Source organism: Rhizobium sp. L51/94 (assembly GCF_019355555.1).
In the GTDB taxonomy this organism is placed as follows: Bacteria; Pseudomonadota; Alphaproteobacteria; order Rhizobiales; family Rhizobiaceae; genus Rhizobium; species Rhizobium rhododendri.
Map to the genome: position 1 here is coordinate 1,767,717 of NZ_CP072141.1, position 21,668 is coordinate 1,789,384.

19 protein-coding genes and 1 tRNA gene are annotated in these 21,668 nt (G+C 62.0%); 11 read left to right on the forward strand and 9 right to left on the reverse strand.

What is annotated here, in order from left to right; all coding sequences use genetic code 11:
- Positions 1-21: 21 nt before the first annotated feature.
- From J5274_RS08615 to J5274_RS08625, 3 genes are all read left to right on the forward strand, one after another.
- Positions 22-3,480, forward strand: a complete 3,459-nt coding sequence (locus J5274_RS08615; RefSeq protein ID WP_142824237.1) for a chromosome segregation SMC family protein — start codon at positions 22-24, stop codon at positions 3,478-3,480.
- 507 nt (positions 3,481-3,987) lie between these two features.
- Complete coding sequence (locus J5274_RS08620) at positions 3,988-4,881, forward strand: MBL fold metallo-hydrolase (protein WP_142824238.1); 894 nt, start codon at positions 3,988-3,990, stop codon at positions 4,879-4,881.
- A gap of 128 nt (positions 4,882-5,009) precedes the next feature.
- Positions 5,010-6,500 (forward strand): diguanylate cyclase domain-containing protein, encoded by a 1,491-nt coding sequence (locus tag J5274_RS08625; RefSeq protein ID WP_142824239.1) that lies wholly within the window; start codon positions 5,010-5,012, stop codon positions 6,498-6,500.
- Positions 6,501-6,759: 259 nt separating this feature from the next.
- Here the strand turns inward: J5274_RS08625 and J5274_RS08630 are convergent, their stop codons facing one another.
- Positions 6,760-7,197, reverse strand: coding sequence for a hypothetical protein (locus tag J5274_RS08630; RefSeq protein WP_142829214.1), 438 nt, complete (start codon positions 7,195-7,197; stop codon positions 6,760-6,762).
- 239 nt (positions 7,198-7,436) lie between these two features.
- Here J5274_RS08630 and J5274_RS08635 point away from each other — a divergent pair, with 239 nt between their 5' ends.
- From J5274_RS08635 to J5274_RS08645, 3 genes are all read left to right on the forward strand, one after another.
- On the forward strand, positions 7,437-8,069 hold the full coding sequence (locus J5274_RS08635) for a CatB-related O-acetyltransferase (protein WP_142824241.1): 633 nt from the start codon (positions 7,437-7,439) through the stop codon (positions 8,067-8,069).
- A gap of 161 nt (positions 8,070-8,230) precedes the next feature.
- A complete protein-coding gene (gene ppdK / locus J5274_RS08640) occupies positions 8,231-10,897 on the forward strand; it encodes a pyruvate, phosphate dikinase (protein ID WP_142824242.1) in 2,667 nt (888 codons plus the stop codon).
- An 87-nt stretch (positions 10,898-10,984) separates the two neighbouring features.
- Positions 10,985-11,905 carry a DUF1499 domain-containing protein gene (locus tag J5274_RS08645; RefSeq protein WP_142824243.1) on the forward strand — a complete coding sequence of 307 codons (921 nt, stop codon included), beginning with the start codon at positions 10,985-10,987 and terminating at the stop codon, positions 11,903-11,905.
- Between the two features lie 3 nt (positions 11,906-11,908).
- Here J5274_RS08645 and J5274_RS08650 read toward each other — a convergent pair whose 3' ends face one another.
- Together J5274_RS08650 and J5274_RS08655 are read right to left on the reverse strand one after the other, a co-directional pair.
- On the reverse strand, positions 11,909-12,370 hold the full coding sequence (locus tag J5274_RS08650) for a thiol-disulfide oxidoreductase DCC family protein (protein ID WP_142824472.1): 462 nt from the start codon (positions 12,368-12,370) through the stop codon (positions 11,909-11,911).
- Positions 12,371-12,400: 30 nt separating this feature from the next.
- The gene (locus tag J5274_RS08655) at positions 12,401-13,315 is read right to left on the reverse strand and encodes an MBL fold metallo-hydrolase (protein WP_219274922.1); all 915 of its coding nucleotides are present in this window, start codon (positions 13,313-13,315) and stop codon (positions 12,401-12,403) included.
- Positions 13,316-13,498: 183 nt separating this feature from the next.
- Between J5274_RS08655 and J5274_RS08660 the strand changes: the two genes are divergently transcribed.
- Positions 13,499-13,573 (forward strand) — tRNA-Gln (locus J5274_RS08660).
- A gap of 28 nt (positions 13,574-13,601) precedes the next feature.
- On the opposite strand, the gene J5274_RS08665 is transcribed toward J5274_RS08660, so the two are convergent.
- Complete coding sequence (locus tag J5274_RS08665; protein ID WP_224128094.1) at positions 13,602-14,954, reverse strand: Fic family protein; 1,353 nt, start codon at positions 14,952-14,954, stop codon at positions 13,602-13,604.
- Between the two features lie 63 nt (positions 14,955-15,017).
- Here J5274_RS08665 and J5274_RS28760 point away from each other — a divergent pair, with 63 nt between their 5' ends.
- Complete coding sequence (locus tag J5274_RS28760; protein WP_224128076.1) at positions 15,018-16,067, forward strand: D-alanyl-D-alanine carboxypeptidase family protein; 1,050 nt, start codon at positions 15,018-15,020, stop codon at positions 16,065-16,067.
- 81 nt (positions 16,068-16,148) lie between these two features.
- On the opposite strand, the gene J5274_RS08675 is transcribed toward J5274_RS28760, so the two are convergent.
- Entirely contained in the window at positions 16,149-16,850 is a 702-nt protein-coding gene (locus tag J5274_RS08675; protein ID WP_142824245.1) for a RibD family protein, read from the reverse strand.
- Positions 16,851-17,065: 215 nt separating this feature from the next.
- On the opposite strand from J5274_RS08675, the gene J5274_RS08680 reads away from it, so the two are divergent.
- On the forward strand, positions 17,066-17,671 hold the full coding sequence (locus J5274_RS08680) for a hypothetical protein (RefSeq protein WP_142829213.1): 606 nt from the start codon (positions 17,066-17,068) through the stop codon (positions 17,669-17,671).
- Between the two features lie 45 nt (positions 17,672-17,716).
- Here the strand turns inward: J5274_RS08680 and J5274_RS08685 are convergent, their stop codons facing one another.
- The 3 genes from J5274_RS08685 to J5274_RS08695 all read right to left on the reverse strand — a co-directional run bounded on the left by J5274_RS08685 (position 17,717) and on the right by J5274_RS08695 (position 20,124).
- Positions 17,717-18,745, reverse strand: a complete 1,029-nt coding sequence (locus tag J5274_RS08685) for an LLM class flavin-dependent oxidoreductase (protein WP_142824247.1) — start codon at positions 18,743-18,745, stop codon at positions 17,717-17,719.
- Between the two features lie 181 nt (positions 18,746-18,926).
- Positions 18,927-19,379, reverse strand: coding sequence for a hypothetical protein (locus J5274_RS08690; protein WP_224128074.1), 453 nt, complete (start codon positions 19,377-19,379; stop codon positions 18,927-18,929).
- A 247-nt stretch (positions 19,380-19,626) separates the two neighbouring features.
- Positions 19,627-20,124, reverse strand: a complete 498-nt coding sequence (locus tag J5274_RS08695) for a histidine kinase (protein WP_142824248.1) — start codon at positions 20,122-20,124, stop codon at positions 19,627-19,629.
- Positions 20,125-20,426: 302 nt separating this feature from the next.
- On the opposite strand from J5274_RS08695, the gene J5274_RS08700 reads away from it, so the two are divergent.
- A complete protein-coding gene (locus tag J5274_RS08700) occupies positions 20,427-20,639 on the forward strand; it encodes a hypothetical protein (RefSeq protein WP_142824249.1) in 213 nt (70 codons plus the stop codon).
- A gap of 66 nt (positions 20,640-20,705) precedes the next feature.
- Here J5274_RS08700 and J5274_RS29335 read toward each other — a convergent pair whose 3' ends face one another.
- Positions 20,706-21,170: an ankyrin repeat domain-containing protein gene (locus tag J5274_RS29335; protein ID WP_142824250.1), complete on the reverse strand. Its 465-nt coding sequence runs from the start codon at positions 21,168-21,170 to the stop codon at positions 20,706-20,708.
- A 90-nt stretch (positions 21,171-21,260) separates the two neighbouring features.
- Between J5274_RS29335 and J5274_RS28765 the strand changes: the two genes are divergently transcribed.
- Complete coding sequence (locus J5274_RS28765) at positions 21,261-21,602, forward strand: transposase (protein WP_224140283.1); 342 nt, start codon at positions 21,261-21,263, stop codon at positions 21,600-21,602.
- Positions 21,603-21,668 lie beyond the last annotated feature (66 nt).

Below are 21,668 nucleotides of genomic sequence, written 5' to 3' on the forward strand. Positions count from 1 at the left end.
GTACACCACCCCGGCCTTGCAATGAAATTCAACAAGCTCCGTCTCGTCGGCTTCAAGTCCTTCGTCGAACCCTCGGAATTCGTCATCGAGGGCGGCTTGACGGGCGTTGTCGGGCCGAACGGCTGCGGAAAGTCCAATCTCGTCGAAGCCCTTCGCTGGGTAATGGGCGAGAATTCCTACAAGAACATGCGCGCGTCAGGCATGGACGACGTGATCTTCTCCGGCTCCGGCCACCGTCCGGCACGCAACACGGCAGAAGTGGCGCTCTATCTCGACAATGCCGACCGCACCGCACCCGCCGCCTTCAACGACAGCGATGAAATCCAGATCACCCGCCGCATCGAGCGCGAGCAGGGCTCCGTCTACCGGATCAACGGCAAGGAAGCCCGCGCCAAGGATGTGCAGCTGCTGTTCGCCGATGCCTCGACCGGCGCCCGCTCGCCGTCAATGGTCGGCCAGGGGCGCATCGGTGAATTGATCCAAGCCAAGCCCCAGGCACGCCGCCAACTGCTCGAGGAAGCCGCCGGCATTTCCGGGCTGCATTCCCGCCGCCACGAAGCCGAGCTCCGCCTGCGCGCTGCCGAAACCAATCTCGAACGGCTCGACGACGTCACCACCCAGCTCGATAGCCAGATCGAGAGCCTGAAGCGTCAGGCCCGCCAGGCCAACCGCTTCAAGATGCTGTCGGCCGATATCCGCGCTCGCGAGGCGTTGCTGCTGCATATTCGATGGGTGCAGGCCAAGCAGGCCGAGGGTGAGGGCGAGAGCGCCCTGAACCAGGCGACGGTCGTCGTGGTGAAAAAGGCGCAGGCCCAGATGGAAGCGGCAAAGGCGCAGGCCGTCGCCAGTCTGAAGATGCCGGAGCTGCGCGAGGCCGAGGCCAAAGCCGCCGCCGGTCTGCAGCGTCTGCAGATCGCCCGCACCCAGCTGGAGGAAGACGTCGGCCGCATTTTGCGCCGTCGCGACGAACTGATGCGCAGGCTGGCCCAGCTCGGCGAAGACATCAGGCGCGAGGAACAGCTGGTGGTCGACAATGCCGCCATCCTTGAGCGCCTGGATGCCGAAGAGGCGGAGCTTTCGGACATGCTCGCCGATTCCGGCCGGTTATCGGAGGAGAGCCGCACCGCATTCGAGGCCGCAGCCACGACGCTTGCCGAAAGCGAAGGGCTGTTCGCCCGGCTGACGGCGGAGCGCGCCGAGGCTGCCGCCGTCCGCAACCAGCTGGAGCGCGCCATCCGCGATCTCGGCGACCGCAAGATGCGACTTGAGCGGCAGATGGCCGAGGCAAACGGCGAACTTGCAACCATCGCTGAGAAGATGGCAAGTCTGCCGGATCCGGTCGAGCGGCGTGAGCAGGTCGAGGCCGCCGAAATCGGTGTCGAGGATGCCGAAACTGCCGCCCAATCTGTCGAGGCGGCGCTGGCAAAAGCCCGCGGCACCGAGGCCATGGCCCGCCCTCCGGTAGAGCAGGCCCGCACCCGCCTCAACGCTCTCGAAACCGAGGCACGCACCATTGCCCGCATGCTCGACGGCGGCGGCGCTGCCGGGGGCTTTCCGCCGGTTGCCGACGATATCAGCGTCGATCGCGGCTTCGAGACGGCGCTGGGGGCAGCGCTCGGAGACGACCTCGATACGCCGCTCGATCCAGGCGCGCCTGCCCACTGGTCGGATAACGGCGATGGCTCCAACGATCCTGACCTGCCCGAGGGTGCCGTGCCGCTGACCGCCCATGTCGGCGCACCACCGGCCCTGAAACGCCGGCTCCGGCAAATCGGCCTCGTCGCCGGTGGCGATGCAATCAGGCTGATGGCAGTTCTCAAGCCCGGCCAGCGGCTGGTCACCCGCGAAGGCGCTGTTTTCCGCTGGGACGGCCATATCACCGGCGCCGATGCGCCGAGCGCTGCAGCCCTGAGGCTCGCCCAGCGAAACAGGCTTGCCGAGTTGCAGGCGGAAGTCGAGCTCGCCGCCAAAATCCTGGCGGAAGCCGAGGCGCTGCTGGCGGCTGCAGCCGACGCAATCCGTGCCGAGGAACGCCGCCTGACGGAAGCCCGCGACCGTAGCCGCATCCTGGCCCGCCAGCTGACGGAGGCCCGCGATGCACTGGTGGCCGCCGAACGCGCTTCTGGCGATCTCATTCGTCGTCGCGACGTTCTCAATGAGGCCGTAAGCCAGCTGAAGGCGCAGATCGAGGATCTGGCCATCCAGGACGAGAATGCCCGGATCGAGATCGAGGATGCACCCGACCTCACCGTCATCGACGCGCAATTGCGCGACCAGCAGGCGGCTGTTGCCACCGACCGTGGCGTGCTGGCCGAGGCGCGCGCCCGCTACGAGGGCCTTAACCGCGAGAACGAGGCACGCCAGCGCCGGCTGATGGCGATCGGCCAGGAACGCGAGACCTGGCGCCAGCGCGTGGCAAGCGCCGACGGCCACATCCAGACGCTGCGCGACCGCGAATCTGAGGCCCGCGAGGAGGCTGCCGAACTGGAGCTTGCGCCCGATGAGTTCGACGACAAGCGCCGGGCGCTAATGAGCGAATTGCAGAAGATGGAGGAAGTCAGGCGTGGGGCTGCCGACCGCCTGGCCGAGGCCGACATCGTCCAGCGCGAGGCCGACAAACTGGCGACGACGGCGCTCTCCGAGCTCGCCGAAAGCCGCGAGCGGCGGGGCCGGGCCGAGGAAAGGCTGATGTCTGCCCGCGAAAGGCGGCTGGAAAGCGAAGCCCGCATCCGCGAGGCCCTCAACGTCGCCCCGCACGAGGCGCTGCGGATTGCCGGCAACCCGACCGGAGGCGAGCCGGACCTGCGCGAAGTCGAACGCGAGCTGGACCGGCTGAAGATCGAGCGCGAGAGGCTGGGCGCCGTCAACCTGCGGGCCGAGGAAGAAAGCAAGGAGCTCAGCGACAAGCTGGCAGCGCTCATCAAGGAGCGCGACGATATCATCGACGCCATCCGCAAGCTGCGCGGCGCCATCCAGAGCCTCAACCGCGAAGGCCGCGAACGGCTGATTGCTGCCTTCGATATCGTCAATGTCCAGTTCCAGCGGCTGTTCACCCATCTGTTCGGGGGCGGCACGGCTGAGCTGCAGCTTATCGAATCCGACGATCCGCTCGAGGCCGGCCTCGAGATCCTCGCCCGCCCGCCTGGCAAGAAGCCGCAGACCATGACGCTGCTGTCTGGCGGCGAACAGGCGCTGACGGCGATGGCCCTGATCTTCGCCGTCTTTCTGACGAACCCCGCACCGATCTGCGTGCTCGACGAGGTCGATGCCCCGCTCGACGACCACAATGTCGAGCGCTACTGCAATCTGATGGACGAGATGTCCGCCTCGACAGACACCCGCTTCGTCGTCATCACCCACAATCCGATCACTATGGCCCGCATGGACCGCCTCTTCGGCGTCACCATGGCCGAACAAGGCGTCTCCCAACTCGTCTCCGTCGATCTGCAAACCGCGGAACGGCTGCGCGAAAGCGCGTGAGCCGGAGGTCTGGTTGCATTGCCATCACGGCGGATGGCCCGGCGAGACCATCGAGACAACAGTCCGCAAGACCGATGCGACGAGCAGTCATAACTCCCGATGGGGTGTCCAGCCGGCAATGCACAGCGCCCGCAGTCGGTCGCCGTCATTTTCGAAATGGTCGCCGTCAAGGCTGCAGCGCGCCACGCGGTCGGCGCGGAAGCGTCCATTCTGGTAACGGGATGGTGTGCTCTCTGATAGTTAACGTTCGTGTCTGGCTCGGAGTCGATCTCACTGATTGTTGGGCTTTTAAGTGAGATGGAACTGTTTTCCCGCCGGACCGTTATCTGTCCGGCAGTTGACCTCTGCTTCAAAACAACCGGTTTCCCCTGACCGGTCGCAAAAGCCTCGCAGTAGCGGTACGCCGTTCTGGGAGGCTTTTTTTATGGTGCGGTGATCGATAAAGTTAGCTGGCCGTTCGAAGTCGCACTCGCGCGGCAAAGCGGAACCCACCACCGGAGGAACCCGATGTCTGATTTCACTGCGTCGCTCCGCGTTGGCGAACCCTATCCCGGCATTTTTGCCTATTACGACGGACGGATTGAGGGCAGGCGGCTTCATTCGGACAGGCCGAACTGGCTTGACGACGGGGCCTATTCGCTGGGGATTGCCTCCTATGCCATCCTCGATGGGGTCGAGGCGCTGGTCTACGACACCCACATGTCGCTGGCCCACGCCGCTGCGATCCGCGACCATCTGGAGGCGCTGGGTGCACGGTCGATCCGCGTCGTGCTCAGCCATTGGCACACCGACCATATCGCCGGTAACGCCGCGTTTGCCGATTGCGAGATCGTTGCACTGAAGGGTACTGCTGATGCGATGGCGGCCAATCGCGAAAAGCTGGAGAACGGCGATCCACCCATTGCGCCTGTGGTCATGCCCACCCGGCTTTTTGAGACGAAACTCGAGCTGGCGGTCGGCAAGCGTCGCATTGAACTTCACCATTTCGACATCCATAGCGCCGACGGCAATGTCCTCTGGTTGCCGGATGAGGGCATATTGCTCGCCGGTGATACGCTGGAAGACACGGTTACCTACATCTCCGAGCCGCAGAATATTGCCACCCACATCCGCGAACTCGAGCGCATGCGCAAATTGCCGATCAAGCGCATTCTCCCCAATCACGGAGCCTTGGAGCGCATCGCCGGCGGTGGCTACGAGCCCACGCTGATCGATGCTAACCGCAGATATCTCATCGCGATGAGCGACGTCGCGGCCGGGAAAATGGATCCGGATCATGATCTTGCAAGCTTTGTCGCGGATGACATCGCAACCGGCGCAATCCTGTACTTCGCGCCCTATGAATCAGTCCATGCCGAAAACATCGTAGCCGTCCTGTCGGGCAGCAAGCCGGAAAGGTGAGACCATTTATCCAATCGCCATCCGGCAACTGAAACTTGTCCCGTAATCATCCGTTCCTGTCGTGATCCTTGCGGATAAGAAATGAGAATATAAGTGTTTTCGTAACTATTCACGGATAGTGTTTTTGCATGAAAAATCATTGCGTTAAACCAAAAGAGGAAGGAAGGCTCGACTCCGAGCGGCTCAGGCTCGAAACGCTGGAGATGCTGGGTTTGCTGGATCCAGTGGCCGAACGTGACTTCGATGTGCTGGTCTCGATGGCGCGACGCACCCTCGGCTGCAGCGTCGCCCTGCTTTCTCTCGTCGGCTCCGATCGCCTGTTGTTCAAGGCGAGTGCCGGCGTACAGTTTACCGATACACCGCGCGAACATTCGTTCTGCTCGACTGCGGTCGCGCTGGAAGAGCCGTTGATCGTGCCGGATGCCAGTGTTGATCCGCGTTTCGCAGAACATCCGCTTGTGAAAGGTGCGCCTCACATTCGTTTTTATGCCGGCGTGCCGATACGCGCTAAAATCTCCTACGGCAGCGATGTGTCCGTGGCGATCGGCACCGTGTGCGTCGTCGACGAAAAGACGCGTGTCCTCAGTGCGGAAGAACTTGCTTCCATCGCAGATATTGCGCATCTGGTGGAATCGATCATCGATGCACGACTGACCGCACTTTTCACCGCGCAGATTGCCGATGAAAGCGAAGGCCTCGTCCGCAGTCTCTACCGCGAGCAAAGACAGCTCAAACAGGCCGAGCGCATGGCCAACATCGGCTCATGGCGGCTGGTTCTCGGCAAAAATCGGGCAGAGTGGTCCGATCAGGTTTTCGCCATTCACGAGTTGCCGGTGGGCCAGATGCCGCCGCTTGAAAAGGCATTGGATTTTTATCCGCCGCATGCCCGCGAAACCGTCTCTGCCGCCATCGAGCGGGCACTCCAGACAGGCGAACCCTTCGAAGTCGAGACCGACTTCATCACGGCAAAAGCCAATGCCCGCAGGGTGCGATGCCTCGGTGAAGTCGAGATCCGCGATGGCACGCCGGTGGCACTGATCGGCGTCTTTCAGGACGTCACGGCTCGATACCATATGGAGCAGTCGCTCCGCCGCATCGCCGGAACCGACGATCTGACCCAGCTGGCAAACAGGGCGCAATTCAACCTCGTTCTCGACGAGCGGCTGGATCATGCGCGGGCGCACAATGAAACTCTAGCACTGCTGCTGATCGACCTCGATGGTTTCAAGGCGATCAACGATCAATGCGGCCATCTTGCCGGAGACGACCTTCTGCGTCTCATCGGCGAGCGGCTAAAAGCACCGTATCTCTCCCGCTGCTTTGTCGCGCGGCTTGGCGGCGACGAGTTCGTCGTCGTCGTTTCGGACCCGGCCGATGTCGCCGACTTCGAAAACCTGCTCTCGCGTTTGCTTTCCGACCTGAGGCACACCGTCACCAAGGGGAAGGGGCTGCTGCACATCTCCGGCAGTATCGGGATATGCTGGCTGGACGACACGGTCACCAGCCGCAGCGATCTGGTGCAACGCGCCGACGTCGCCCTTTATGCTGCAAAACAGACCCAGCGCGGCACCGCCCAGGCACATGTCCCCGAGAAGTGGCAGGAGTCGCTGGGACTGTAGGATTTGCCTCGACGCTGCGTCGCCCGCGAAGGTAGATGATGGAGCGATGTCAGTGCACAGGACTGACGCGAAACAATCTTCACTGCCGGCATGGCTAGGCATTCGCCGCAAAAGCGTCGTTCAAATCGACCGACAAGGTACGCATGGTGGGCTGAGAGGTCGATGTCAAAAAAAGAACACCGCCGGCTGAGCCCGACAGTGTTCCAATGCTTCTGGCTCGTGCTTCTGGCTCGCCTTGGAGCAAGCCGGGCGCTTGTGCTCAGTACTGGTCGTCGTTGGATCGGTCAGACGAGCCGCTCATCTTTTCGATGATCTGCATCAGCGTATCCGAGCAGACCTTGGTCGGTTCGTCGTCCGCGCATTTGACATCGATCTTCGTCCGACCGTCCTCGATCCGGAAATGTGCGGCCTTCGACGGTGGCGGTGGCGGACGGTGGTGCCCGCTCATACCCATCTCGCGGCCCATCTCGCGAGGGCCGGGCGGCGGCGGTGGCGGCGCATCGCGACCTGGCATTGGCGGTGGTGGAGCATCGTTCGCGTCACTCATGACTTCCGGCACTGCGGAATGCGGCGGTGGCGCCATTTTTTCCTGTGCTGCCGGAGGGACAGGCGGCGCCGGCTGCGGCGAAGCCGTCTGGGCAAAGGCCGATGTCGTCAATGCGGCGATGGCTAATCCGGTCACTATAATGGACTTCATTGGGTTTTCCTCGTGCGTTGATAGCACCAGTTAACCCGGCGGACGCCGTTTCGTTCGAGCGGGATCGAGATTTAGTCGGGAGGCGGACGGTTTGTCGCTGCGGACTGCGTCTGGCGACGCTGTAGGATCGCTATTCAGATTATTGATGAAAGCATTTTGGTGGCGCGATGGATTTCCTCGGTCGTGGAAAATAACATTGCGGCTCCTACCGCGCTGGCCTCGTACTGAACGGTGTCCATATGCCTCTTCTCGATGCGAATGCAATCAATCCCATCACTCTGCCTGACGGAACTTTGTATCGCGATACTGTCTATCTTAAAAACGTTGTCAGCCATCCGCGCATGGAGATCGGCGAGTACAGCTATTTTACGCACTCCGGCAAGCCTGAAGACACTGCCGAAATACTTGCTCCCTACCTCGGGCATAGCGTCCGCGAGAAGCTGATCATCGGCAAGTTTGTCCAGATCGCGAGAGGTGCCTATTTTATCACCAGTTCAGCCAACCATCCGATGGCGGGCCTCACAACCTATCCATTCCGTATCTTTAGCCCCGAGACCTTCGGATACAAAGATCTGCCGGTGAAGGATACCGTTGTCGGGCATGACGTATGGATCGGCCATAATGCTGCTATCATGCCGGGTGTGCACATCGGCGCTGGAGCGATCATCGCTGCTGCGTCCGTGGTCGTTCGAGACGTTCCACCTTACGCCGTTGTAGGAGGAAACCCTGCCGCGGTCATTCGGATGCGATACCCCGAAGAAGTCATCAGCGCGCTTCTGGATATTGCGTGGTGGGATTGGCCGGTCGAAAAAATCGAAGCGAACTTGGTCGCGCTCGAAAATGGCGACCTCGATGCTCTAAAAACTGCTTGAGAATGAGATAAGCGCAGTTTGCGGGGACCGCATCCTGTTATCTTCCTCGTGCCCGAAGCTGCTGCGACCATCTTTTATACCGCATCGCAACATTCTGCCGTATTTGTCGCCTTTCAATTCTTCGGGGATCGATTACGATTGGCCTTTGAGGGGCGTGCGCAATGGTCAAGTGGGTTTACACATTCGGCGACGGCAAGGCGGAAGGCCGGGCCGGCGATCCCGAGCTTCTGGGCGGCAAGGGTGCCAATCTGGCGGAAATGTGCAACCTCGGCCTGCCTGTGCCGCCGGGGCTCACCATCATTGCCGATGCCTGCTGCCTGTACCTCGGCAATGGCCGCAATTTTCCTGACGAGATGAAGCGCGAGGTCATGGCGGGCCTTGCACAGATGGAGGCGATTGCCGGGCGACGGTTTGGCGGCGCCGAGCGTCCGCTGCTGGTGTCGGTGCGCTCCGGTGCCCGCGCCTCCATGCCAGGCATGATGGATACCGTGCTCAATCTCGGCCTCAACGACGAGGCAGTCGAGGCGCTGGCAATCGATTCCAGCGATCCGCGCTTTGCCTGGGACAGCTATCGCCGCTTCATCCAGATGTATGCCGATGTCGTCATGGGCATCGACAATGAGGTTTTCGAGGAAATCCTCGAGGACGAGAAGGGCCGGCTCGGTCACGAATTCGATACCGATCTGACAGCCGGCGAGTGGCAGGCGGTGGTCGTCCGCTACAAGGCCGTCATCGAGGAGGATTTCGGCAAGACCTTTCCGCAGAATCCGCATGACCAGCTCTGGGGTGCGGTCGGCGCCGTCTTTGCCAGCTGGATGAACCCGCGCGCCGCCACCTATCGGCTGCTGCACAATATTCCGGAAGCCTGGGGCACCGCCGTCACCATCCAGGCGATGGTGTTCGGCAATCTCGGCGACGAATCGGCAACCGGCGTCGCCTTCACGCGCAATCCGTCCACCGGCGACAAGGAGCTCTACGGCGAATTCCTGGTCAAGGCGCAAGGCGAGGATGTGGTCGCCGGCATCCGCACGCCGCAGAGCCTCACCGAGGCTGGCCGCATCGCCTCCGGCTCCGACCGCCCGTCGATGGAAAAGCTGATGCCGGCAGCCTTCGCCAGCTTCAGCCGCATCTGCGCCGAGCTCGAGGCTCATTACCGCGACATGCAGGACATCGAATTCACCGTCGAGCGCGGCAAGCTTTGGATGCTGCAGACCCGCGTCGCCAAGCGCACGACGCAGGCGGCGATGAAGGTCGCCGTCGATATGGTCGCGGAGGGCATCATCAGCGAGGACGAGGCCGTTATCCGCATCGATCCCTCGACGCTCGACCAGCTGTTGCATCCGACCATCGATCCGCGCGTCTATCGCGAAGTCATCGGCAACGGCCTGCCGGCATCGCCCGGCGCTGCCACCGGCGCTATCGTCTTTTCCGCCGATGAAGCGGTGGCTGCAAGGGCGGAAGGCCGCAAGGTCATCCTCGTGCGCGTCGAGACCAGCCCGGAAGATATCCACGGCATGCACGCGGCAGAGGGCATCCTCACCACGCGCGGCGGCATGACCAGCCATGCGGCCGTGGTGGCGCGGGGCATGGGAATCCCTTGCGTCGTCGGCGCCGGCAATCTCCGCCTCGATGTCCGCAACGAGCGGCTGATCGCCGCCGGCATGTCGTTCGGACGTGGCGACATCATCACCATCGACGGTTCGGCTGGTCACGTCGTCAAGGGCGCGGTGCCTATGACCCAGCCGGCTCTCTCTGGCGATTTCGCCCGCATCATGGCCTGGGCCGACGGAACACGTCGCATGACGGTGCGCACCAATGCCGACACGCCGGCCGATGCGCGCGCCGCACGGGCGTTCGGCGCCGAAGGCATAGGCCTTTGCCGCACCGAGCACATGTTCTTCGAGGGCGACCGGATCCATGTGATGCGCGAGATGATCCTTGCCGAAAACGAGGCCGGACGACGCACCGCCCTCGACAAGCTGCTGCCGATGCAGCGCTCGGATTTCACCGAGCTGTTCGCGATCATGCACGGTCTGCCCGTTACCATCCGCCTGCTCGATCCGCCGCTGCACGAATTCCTGCCGAAGACCGACGCCGAGATCGCCGAAGTCGCCGCCGCCATGAACATATCGCCGGTCTTCCTGCGCCAGCGGGTCGATGCGCTGCATGAATTCAACCCGATGCTCGGCCATCGCGGCTGCCGGCTGGCGATTTCCCACCCCGAAATCGTCGAGATGCAGGCCCGGGCTATCTTCGAGGCGGCGGTCGCAGCGGCGCGCGCGACCGGGGCTGCGGTGGTGCCGGAAATCATGGTGCCGCTGGTCGGTCTCAAGTCCGAGCTCGACTACGTCAAGGCGTGCATCGATGCGGTTGCCGCCGCAGTGATGGGCGAGGCGGGCATGAGCATCGACTATCTCGTCGGCACGATGATCGAATTGCCGCGCGCAGCCCTCAGGGCCCACGTCATCGCCGAGGCTGCCGAATTCTTCTCCTTCGGCACCAACGATCTTACCCAGACGACCTTCGGCATGTCGCGAGACGATGCCGCCGCCTTCATCCCCACCTATCAGCGCAAGGGGATCATCGAGCGCGACCCGTTCATCTCGCTGGATTTCGATGGGGTTGGCGAGCTGATCCAGATTGCCACGGAGCGCGGCCGGCGCACCCGGGGCGACATCAAGCTCGGCATCTGCGGCGAACATGGCGGCGATCCCGCCTCGATCCATTTTTGCGAATCGATCGATCTCGACTATGTCTCCTGCTCGCCATTTCGCGTGCCCATCGCAAGGCTTGCGGCCGCCCAGGCGACGATCAAGGGACGGAAGTGACGATGCGAGGCGTTTCGTTTACCAGAACCGTGCTCTAAACAGAGGCTCGATACTGTCCTTTCCGGCCGCCGATCCGATGAGCCCCCGATGACCATTCGTTTCGATCGACCTATCTCCGGTGCTGCAAAAGCGGCGCGACTGGTCGCCGCCTTCGCGCTGGTGCTGTGCATCCTGGCGTTGCTCGACCATCGCTTCGGGCCGTTGACCACGCCCTATCTCGCCCTTTTCCTGCTGGTGTCGGCAGCTCTTGCAGCCGTGGCAGTGCTTCTGGCTGTCATCGGCCTGGCGCAGCTCTGGAGAACCGGCGCGGTTGCCGGTGTCTCGTCGATGAAGGCGCTGGTCTATGCCGCCCTGCCGCTGGCGCTGCTTGGCCTTGCGACGCAACGATACGTCACCCGTCCGCAGCTTTTCGACGTGACCACCGACCTTGCCAATCCGCCGGCCTGGCTTGCCCAGCCGCGCGTCGATGCGCTCTGGCTTTCAAGGGACGCAAGGATCACGCCCGCCACCCGCGAGGCGCAGGGCGTAGCCTATCCGGAGCTGACGGGCCGGCGCTACGAGGGGGCGATGGACCGTGTGCTGCTGGCGGTGCGGAAAGTCGCGCGACAACGCGGCATCGCCTTCGTCAGGGCCGAAGGCACGGAGATCCGCGACCCCACCATCGACGACCTGCCGGTCAAGCCGCAGCGTGGCGGGCCGATTGTCATGGCGCCCGATATCGGCCCCATCCCGATGAAGCGGCCGGAGGGCGTGCTGGAAGGAGAGGACCCGATCGCCGCGCTGATACAGCGTGTCACCGACGTGACGCTGCAGGGCGAGACACGGACGAAAATCATCGGCCTGCCGCTCGACGTGGTCATCCGCCTGCACGAGGAGGCTGAGACGACGCTGGTCGATATCCGCATCGCATCGCGCTACGGCGCCCATGATCTGGGCGTCAGCGCCGGCGTGGCCGAGGCCTATCTGAAGGCGCTGGATGCGGAGCTTCTCGGCATCGCCGGTAACTAAGCGCTATGACAGGAACCGCGCCCGCTCCTGCGGCGTTGGCACATAGCAGCTTTCGAGGCGACCGGCGATATCGAGGCGGTGTCGGGCTATGAAGCCATAGAGCCTATCGCGCCATCCGCGTGGAACGATGCGCGCCACGCCGGCCAGCGACCACGGCAGGCCGAGCCCGGCCAGCACGCGCAGCGTCGCATCGGATTTCAGATAGGCACGACCGTTCTCGAGCAGCATGTTCGTCTCGTAATCGCGGGTCTCGAGGCCGTAATGCCTATAGAGCGCATCGCCGAGCGGCGTCTGCGCGGCGATGAACCGGTAGCGATCCCTGCGGTCCTGGTTGAGGACGAAGCGAACCCAGGCCGAACAGAACACACAATGGCCGTCGAAGACGATGATCGGCCGTCCGTCGTCGAAATCGGGAACGGCAGCATCGTCGCGATAGCTGAAGTCTCTTGTGCGCGCCATGGTCATCCTTTTTGTGCGGGCCAATATGTGTGAGCCTCAGGCGGCCGGGCGGTAGGTGCCGAGCAGGGACGGCGGGCCGTCGGTTGCGACCACTCCCTTCTCCACCAGATCTTCCAGATGCGCCAGCACGGAAAGCGCAGCGGCGCCATGCAGGCGAACATCGGTATCGCGGTAGATTGCCCGCACCATGTCGGAAATCAGCCGGTCGCCGGCCTTGATGCGCTCATGGATCGCCCTTTCGCGCATCCGCCGGTGCGTGCGCAGGCCGCGCATGAAAGAGGCCGGTTCTCGCACCGGCCCGCCATGGCCGGGAAAGAAGATCTTGTCGTCGCGCGACAGCAAGCGCTCGAGCGAAGCCATGTAATCGGCCATCGCCCCATCGGGCGGGGCTACCACGCTGGTGGCCCAGGCCATGACGTGATCGGCCGAAAACACGATGCCGGATCCTTCCAGCGCAAAGCAGGCATGGTTGGCACAGTGGCCGGGCGTCAAAAGCGCCGTCAGCGCAAAGCCGTCACCGAAAATCGTCTCGTCGTCGGCCACCGTGATATCGGGCACGAAATCCATGTCGGCACTCTCAGCGAAGGGATTGATTTCGCCCTCATGCAGCGGGCGTGCGGCCCAGTGCGGTCCCTGTCCGACGGTAAGCGCGCCCGTTTCCTGCTGCAGTCGCCGTGCCAGCGGCGAGTGGTCGCGGTGGGTATGGCTGACAAGGATATGGCTGACGGTGCGGCCGGCAAGCACCGCCATCAGCGTTTTGAAATGGGCAGCACTGTCCGGCCCGGGGTCGATGACCGCGACCGATGATCCGGCGCCGACGATATAGCTGTTGGTCCCATGAAAGGTGAAGGCGTTGGGATTTTCGACCGTCAGCCGCTCGACGCCGGGAGCCACAGGCACACCACGGCCATAGCCGGGATCGAAGGAGCGGTCGAAATCGGGGCTTGCCATGTCACTCTGCCAGTTTTCGCCCGGAGCAGGCCGAACGATCCATAGTACGTTTCCCCTCCCGCCCTAGCATAGCGCCCCCCGAACATCAGAAAAATATGCTGCCTTGCAAAACTTAGTGATTGTGACGGCGGCTCCGCTTTGCTAATCAGGCCTCGGTTCGGCGACACGGTCGCCCGACCATGCTGGGGCGTCGCCAAGCGGTAAGGCAACGGCCTTTGATGCCGTCATACCCTGGTTCGAATCCAGGCGCCCCAGCCAGAAAATTGAGACCCATTCTAGCGTAACACTAACGAACAGCAGGGTAGAGACTTGGAAGCCATCGCTCGATGACATCGAGTGGGAAGCCGAGGCGGACTTTGCCCTTGGGGCTATCGGATACCAGCATGCCCCGTTCAAGCAGGCCGGTCAGAACCGTACGCGCTTGTCTCTCCTGGTAGCCGGTGAGCGCCTGCGCCTGGGATCGGGAAAATTCTCCTGCCAGCACCGCTTCGCGCAGCAGCGGCCAACTACCCTTGGGCAGGCGCTGAATCTGCACTTCCTCGGCACACCAGACTTCGATCCGGTTCAGTAACTCTTCGGGCTGAAGCAATCCCTCCATGAAGGTCACCTGATCGACGCAGCACGAGAGGAAGAACGTGGTGAAATCGGTCAGGCCTGCCTGTGTAAGGTTACCTCGACCATCGAGGTCGCCGCGGCGTGGCTGATCCGCCCGCGCCAGCAGGCGTTTGTAGTCATCAACGTTTCGTGCAAGTCCGCGCGACACGGACCAGAGTTCCGAGCCTATTCCGAGGTCCCGCAGCAGCGCATGTGAAAACAAGCGGGTGACGCGACCGTTGCCGTCGAAGAAGGGATGAATCCAGGCGAGGCGATGATGGGATGCTCCGACGCCGATGATCTTCTGAAGCTTGGAAAGCATATTCATGGAATAGGCTTCGACAAAACGATGAAGCAATGGCGCGATCATCGCGGGTTCCGGCGCAATATGGTCGCCAACCCTGACATGCCGCGTCCGAAGCTCACCGGGGACCATTCTGATTTCCTCGCCGGTGTCAGGATTTGCGACGATCAGCAACTCGTCCGGCAGGCGACGGCAGAATTCGCCGTGAAGCCAGCAGATTCCCGCCACGGACAGGACCGGGAACGGCATGTCACCGTGGTCGATGAGCTGCTGGACCTCTATGTGCGCGCGTGCTTCGAGCTGCAGGTTTCTCTTTTCAGTCTCCGCCGCATACTCGCCGGCCATCGCACGATCGATATCGATTGGTAGCGTGTTATGTCCCTCGATGAGGTTCGAATAGTAGCAGTTCATCGAGCGAACCAAATCGCCAACCGATGCGCGCAAAACCGGATGCAGTCGCGCGGCAAAACGACTGGCTGCCGATGTCAGCTCGATTGCCAGGTCTTCCAGTTCCCGGTTGCTGTCAGGAAGCAACGGTTCCATGCTTGCAAGCGAAGCCATTTTGCCGCTTTCTTTTCCGATAAATAGATGATGTTTATCATAGCTATAGAAGGCAATGTCCGCAATCGTTTTGCCGATGTTATTGCCGCATCGGAATTTCCTGCTTTCGCCGCTCCGGGAGATGCGGCCAGTCCACTCCAGACTTCGTCTGTAACCCATCGCCATGCCCTCGGTCGTCACCAAACTCTTGTGTCCGCATCGCTCATCATGGCATGAGGAGATCTTTGTGCAGGAGGCGGGTTTATGATCGGAGCGCTGTTGGCGGCAAGGCGGTGGACGGCCTGGGTGTTGGTTGCTTGCCTTTTCGCAAGTGCGCCGGCCAGTGCCACGCCGGTGCTGGTTGTCGATACGGCAACACGCCAGGTCCTGTACCAGGAGGACGCAGGCGCGCCATGGTATCCGGCCTCGACGACCAAGCTGATGACGGCGCTGGTTGTTTTCGAAGCCCTGCGCGCCGGTCAGGTCAGCCTTACGACACCTGTGGTCATGACGCGCAATGCCACGAAGCAGGCTTTTCTCGAATCCGGCCTGACCCTTGGGCGAACGATGACGCTTGAGGACGCGCTGTTTGCGGCGCTCACGGCATCGGCCAACGATGTCGCCGTCGCCCTTTCCGAAGCGGTGGCGCCTGATGAGGCGTCGTTCGTCCAGCGCATGAACGCGGAGGCCGTGCGCCTCAAAATGACCGGCACCCACTTTTCCAGTCCCAACGGCCTGTTCGACCGGAAAAACTATACTACCGCACGCGATCTTGCGATCTTGGGAATGGAGATCGACCAGATGTTTCCCGAGTACCGGCGCTTCTTCGCAGCGACGGCTGTGACGATCGATGGCAAGGAGATCAAGTCCAACAATGCGTTGCTTACCAGCTTCAATGGCACGATCGGCATGAAGACCGGCTTCCTCTGTGCTTCAGGTCGAAACTATGTCGGGCTGGCCACGCGGAACGGGCGGCGTGTGATGGTGGTCCTTCTCGGCGCCACGACGGAGCGGGAGCGCAACGAACGGGCGGCGCTGTATCTGACGCAGGCCTTCGAGGGCCGGCTGTCTCCGTCAGGACCCGTCGACGATGTCCAAAATCGCACCGATATCGCACCGGAGGACATGCGTATCCGCCTCTGCACGGCCAAAGCAGCAGCCTATGAGACCAGTCGCGATGCGCTTTACCCGATGGGCTTGCCGGGCCAGGAGACCTATCTGCGCGACCAGATCCCCGGCCAGGTCCACGAGATCAGAACGTGGCCCACAGAAATCGTACCCGACGTGCCAGCCCCTTCGCGCCGTCCCTCGTGATCCGGAGGATTGGCCGGTTCTGAGAGGCCGCTTTGCGGTGATGTCAGCAATGCAAGGTGACGGGCTGGAGACCAGCCGTCCTCACTGCGGCCGCTTTACCGCATAGCGCAGATGCAATGCGCCGTGGCCGAGGGGTTCGCAGGAGATCAGCGAGAGCTCGGCTTTCCCCGTCAGGCCTTCCTCGCCGTAGGCGATGATGCGGTCGCTGCCTTCGCGTGCCTCAAGCGCCGGCGCAACGACGAAACTGAGTTCGTCCACCAGTCCGGCAGCCATCAGCGAGCCATTCACGGCAGCACCGCCTTCCAGCAAAATGCGGGTGATGCCGAGTTCGCGGCCGATGAGGTCGAGCATCGCGCCGATGTCCATTTCGGGCGTTTCCGACACGACATAGGAGACGCCGTCGGCGGTGAGTTCGGCCAGATGGCTGTCGGGCACGTCGCGTCCGAGCAGCACGACGACATGGTCTCCATAGAGCGCGTCGCTGGAAAAATGCAGCTTGCCGGAGCGGTCAAGCGCAATCGCGAAACTCGTGGCGGCGGTATTGGCGAAGTGATGCGGCCGCCTGACATCGAAGGGTGCCGCTGGCGGATGGGCGCCGGCCTTGGAAATCTCGGCCATCGTCACGCGCCCGACCATCCAGGCATTGGCATCGTGTGCCTTGTGGACCTTCTCATAAAGCGCCGACCAGTCGGAGCGGCTCCCATCCGGGCTTGTCGTCCAACGGCTCGGATGCAAGCTGCCATCCGGCGATGTGAGCATGAGGCAAATAACGCGAGGTCTCATCTGGCCAATCCTCTTTATCGAAAGTCTGTGGTGGACGCATATAGGCCGCCGCCCGGGATCGAAAAGATCCGCCAGCCTTGCCTGCTTCCGGACGCAATCAAAAATCTGTGGCGAACATAGTTACATAAACTGCCCGCGAAAGGACTCTTTCCGACAAAACCCCTGCCGCAATTCAGGGTCTCTATAGGGCAACTGAAACAGCCACGGAGAGAATCATGACTTCGCAGCAGCAGACCTGGTACAGGGCCGGCAGCGACATCGTCGCGCGGGCAGGATTTTCGCTCGTCATGTGCGGCGCCCTGGCGGCCGTCATCTATGTGACCCACCGTAACGGTTCGGAAGAGCTGGCCGCCGCACCGATGAACAATGCGCCGAGAGTTGCGATAGTGCTTCCCGGCGTCGTGGTAAACCCCGGTGTCTCCGTGGCGCAGGCGGCGATCGATGCCAGTCCGGCAGCAGCGCCCGTCGTCGCGAATATTCCGATCCCCACCTTCCGCGCCGTAGCAGCGGCGGATTCGGCTCCCCGGCATACGCCCGTCCCCGCCAAGCGGGCGGTGAGGGAGGCGGTCGTCGCCAGCGCCGGTACCGTCAGCTTCGAGAGCTGCCTGCCGGGCTGCGAAACGAAGGATCCGCTGATCGTCGGCCACGTCGCCGCGCCGCAGGTGCCCGCCGCATTCCCGCAAGAGGGGGACACGCTGGTGGAAACGGTCAGTTTTCAGGAGAGGGAGCCGGGTCTTCTCGGCAGGGCAATGGATGCGCCGAGCCTCGTCTACCGCACCGGCCGCAAGGCTTTGACGAGCCTGGTCGCTGCAGCCATGTAAACTCAGCGGCAATGCAGGGCAAATCACTGCCCTGCTGCATCACCGTCAGGCGAGCAGATCGCGGACCGTCGGTGCAACCCTGGTGCCGTAGAGTTCGATGCAGCGCATCAGCTTTTCGTGGGGAAGCGGGCCTGCGCTGTATTTGAGGTCGAAGCGGCTGACATCAAGCACCTTGATCGTTGCAGCGATCTTGCGCGCCACAGTCTCCGGCGAGCCGACATAGAGCGAGCCGTGGTCGATTTCCTGGCGGAACTCCGATGCCTCCATCGGCGGCCAGCCTCGTTCCGCACCGATCTGATCGCGCATGCGCTTGTAGTCCGGCCAGAATTCGGCCCGCGCCTGCTCGTCCGTGTCGGCGACATAGCCCGGCGAGTGCACGCCGATCGCTTGCATCGGCAGCTTCAGTTGGTCATAGACACGCTTCGAGAGGTCGACATAAGGCACGAAACGTTTCGGGTCGCCGCCAATGATCGCCAGCATCAGGGGAAGGTTGTGGCGTGCCGCGCGCACGACAGACTCAGGGCTTCCCCCGACACCGATCCATGTCCGCAACGACCCCGTCTCGATCGGCGGAAAGACCTGCTGGTTGGTCAGCGGCGGGCGGATAGTGCCCTTCCAGCTGACCGACTTCTGCGAGACCAGCGCTGCGAAAATCTCCAACTTTTCCTCGAACAGGGTTTCGTAGTCGCGCAGCGCAAAGCCGAAGAGCGGAAACGACTCGGTAAACGAACCGCGCCCGAGAATGACCTCCGCGCGCCCGTTCGAGAGTGCGTTGATGGACGAGAAGCGCTGGAACACCCGGATAGGGTCGTCGGAGGAAAGCACGGTGACCGCCGAGCCGAGCCGGATGCGCGTCGTGCGCACGGCCGCAGCAGCCAGCAGGATTTCGGGAGCGGACACGGCAAAGTCGGCGCGGTGATGCTCGCCGATTCCGATGAAGTCGATGCCCAGAGTGTCGGCCAGCACGGCCTCCTCGACGACATTGCGCAGCACCTGCGCATGGGTGAGCGGCACGCCGTCGGCAGACGAAGTGACGTCGCCGAAAGTATCAAGGCCAAGTTCGATCGATGTCATGGGCGTACTCTGATGGTTCTGGGGCAGGACGATAGGCTTGCCGGATAGCGTTCAGGGATGAAGGTGGGCATCGCGCCAGGGTTGTTCAAGCCGGCACGCTGGGGTGCCGCCCCGCACAGCCCGAAAATGCAAACAGGCGGCCTGGAGCCGCCTGCGCCATGTCCATCCTGTCGGCAGTGTACTAGCTGGCGGCGGCAGGAGGTGTCGGGATGAGCAGTTCGGCGCAATAAGATGGGCCGTTCACGCCGGGCATGTCGCCAACGATGCGGATCGAGCGGATAACGTAGTCCGACGAGGTGGTTATGTCAGCCTTGCAGCTGAGATTGACGGTGCGGGCTGGCTTGCCCGGCGCTCCATCGGCAGTCTTGGTCTCGACGCGGACCTTCTTGTACCCGCCACGCCAGTTGTAGACCCGGCCGCCGCCGTCGTCATGGTCGGAGATCGGAGGGCCGTAGGCGGCAAAGAACTTGCCGGCAGATCTGCCAGACCAATAGTCCTGAACGGGATTGGCCTTCATCATCGGAATGGTGGCAACGTTCGAAACGGTCGTGCATCCGGCGAGGGCCATCATCAGCCCTGCCGCAGAAAACATGCGGATGTTCATCGTATCGTCCTTGAGCTCGTTCTCGCGCATTGACTGTCGGAAAAGCCGCTGTCCCGCGCCGTTCCCGTCTGTCCCACCCACGGCTTTACCGTCAAAGTCGATAAAAGCAAATTATCATTAGCGGCCTTGTCACGAATTTGATGGGAGTGTTGCGCCAGATGCACGTCTGGCCTCTCGCAACCGGCGTGCGCGCCGCTGCGGGTGAGGGGTATCCCGGTCGCCAGCCCCGAGGCAACGCTATTGCGGTGTCCCGGGGGCAAGGTCTATCGGCTTGGCGCTATTTGACGGCGACCAGCGACGAAAGGATCGACGTCAGCTCCTTGTCGTGCTTGCTGCCGGAATCCTTCGATCCCCAGTAGGTGACGACAAGCAGCTTGCCGGGTACAGGCGACAGGAAGGCGAGTTCCACATCGACGGCACCATCATTGTCGGTGCCCTGCCAACCGAGCGTCGACATCTTCATGCCGTTGATGGTGTTGTCGCCCTCGTCCTTCTGGGTTGCAGGATCGATCTTGACGCCGCTCTTCGTCAGGAAATCGATCGCATCGCTGACGACCTTGTCGGAGGATTTCTCGTCTGCGACGTCGATCGAGAAGTAGACTGCAGAGTCGTCGGAGGTCGCATCGATGCCGGTCTCGGTTTCTTTCGGCGCCCAGCTATGGGGAATGGTAACGGACGCAATCGGTGCATCGCTCGGAAATTTCAGCGTTTCCGCCTGGGCAAGAAGCGGGAAGGCGAAAGCCATGGCGGAGGCGACGAGAAGCAATTTTTTCATGGGAAAATCCTTGGGGCGCGGTCGGCGTGTTATTATCGAGGCAAAGAGGCGACCACGGCTTTGCTCGTGATCAGCTTGCGGTAAATCCGGTGAAAAATCGACACAATGTTGAGTGGCAGGAGCGACCAAATTTGGGTTATTTTTCCAAACCAGAAAGCGGAAGTGGCCTGAAGCCCGAATAGTCGCAATCGCAAAGAGCGTCTCACGGCACCGGCGGCGCAAATCGCTGCTGATTGCCGTGAATGACGGAACGATCAGAAGCCAAGCCCGTTACGAGCCCAAAGCAATTCTCGGAGCACATCATGTCCAACCCCCACACTGAGACAGGCGGTCCGTACAAATCCGACCGGAATTTTGTGTCCGGCAGGCAGGCCGCGCAGACCCAATACGCCGAAGGCGGAAACGCCAGCTACGGCTCCATCAGGCAGGAAGAAGATGGCGAGGCGCTCCAGACGCAGAGCGCCGACACCCTCGTCATGCTGCAACTGGCCTCGTTCGAAGGCCGTGCCATGTAAGGCAAGACTGATCGCATCCCGACGTGTGTCCCGCGTCGCGAAACTCTTGCAGACCGTCCTAAAACGCTACTCTCGATTAGTCGGGACCGGCACACCTGCTGCAATATATGTTTCTCGCAGTTTGGTACTCCTGGTCGCCCATATCACGGGCGATCGTCCGGCATTGTTGACATGATGCGGATTGGCCCCACTTCTCAACAGCAGCGCTGCAATTTCGAATGCCTGCTCTGTTGCAATAGCCAAGCTCGCCTGCCTGCTTGCAGTCCATAGCGGTCCATTTCCGTAACAGTCTAGAACGTTGACCTCTGCGCCAGCAGCAAGCAGTTTCCTAACAATCGGAATGTGCCCATTCTGAGCGGCTACGTGTAAGGCTGTGAATCCGTCCTTATCGGCAGCGGAAACATCGTCAGTGCTACGTAGTTCATTTTCTAGCGCGACAAGATTCCCCTCGGCAGCATAGTGCCAAAGCGAACTCCGACCATACTCGTCGACATCTGACCGCCTATTTCGCCATGGCCATTGTGGCATCATACCTCCAAGAGATCATCGCGGAAATCTCACGGAGGGTACGAAAACTTGACTCTAGATTCCAGAGAATAAGGTTCCGTGATAGAATTTGCCATGGCATATCTCTCAGGATCAGATCGCGCTCAATTGTTGCTTCTGCCCGAAGCAATGGACGATTACGTGGAGCCGGATAACCCGGTCCGCTTCATCAAGGCTTTCGTGGATGGCCTCGATCTTGCTGCCGCAGGCTTTGTACAGGTGGCCGCGAAGGAGACCGGCCGTCTGGGTTATGATCCGGCCGACCTTTTGAAGCTCTACGTGTACGGCTATATCAACCGGGTGCGTTCGAGTCGGCGACTGGAGGCAGAAGGCAGAAGCCCATCGCAACATCGAGGTGATCTGGCTGCTGCGGCACGTGAAGCCGGACTTCCGCACCATCGCCTTTCCGCCGCGTGAACCGGTCGGCCTTCAAGCAGGTCTTCCGAGAGTTCGTCGTCCTGTGCGCCAGCTTGGTTTTTCGGG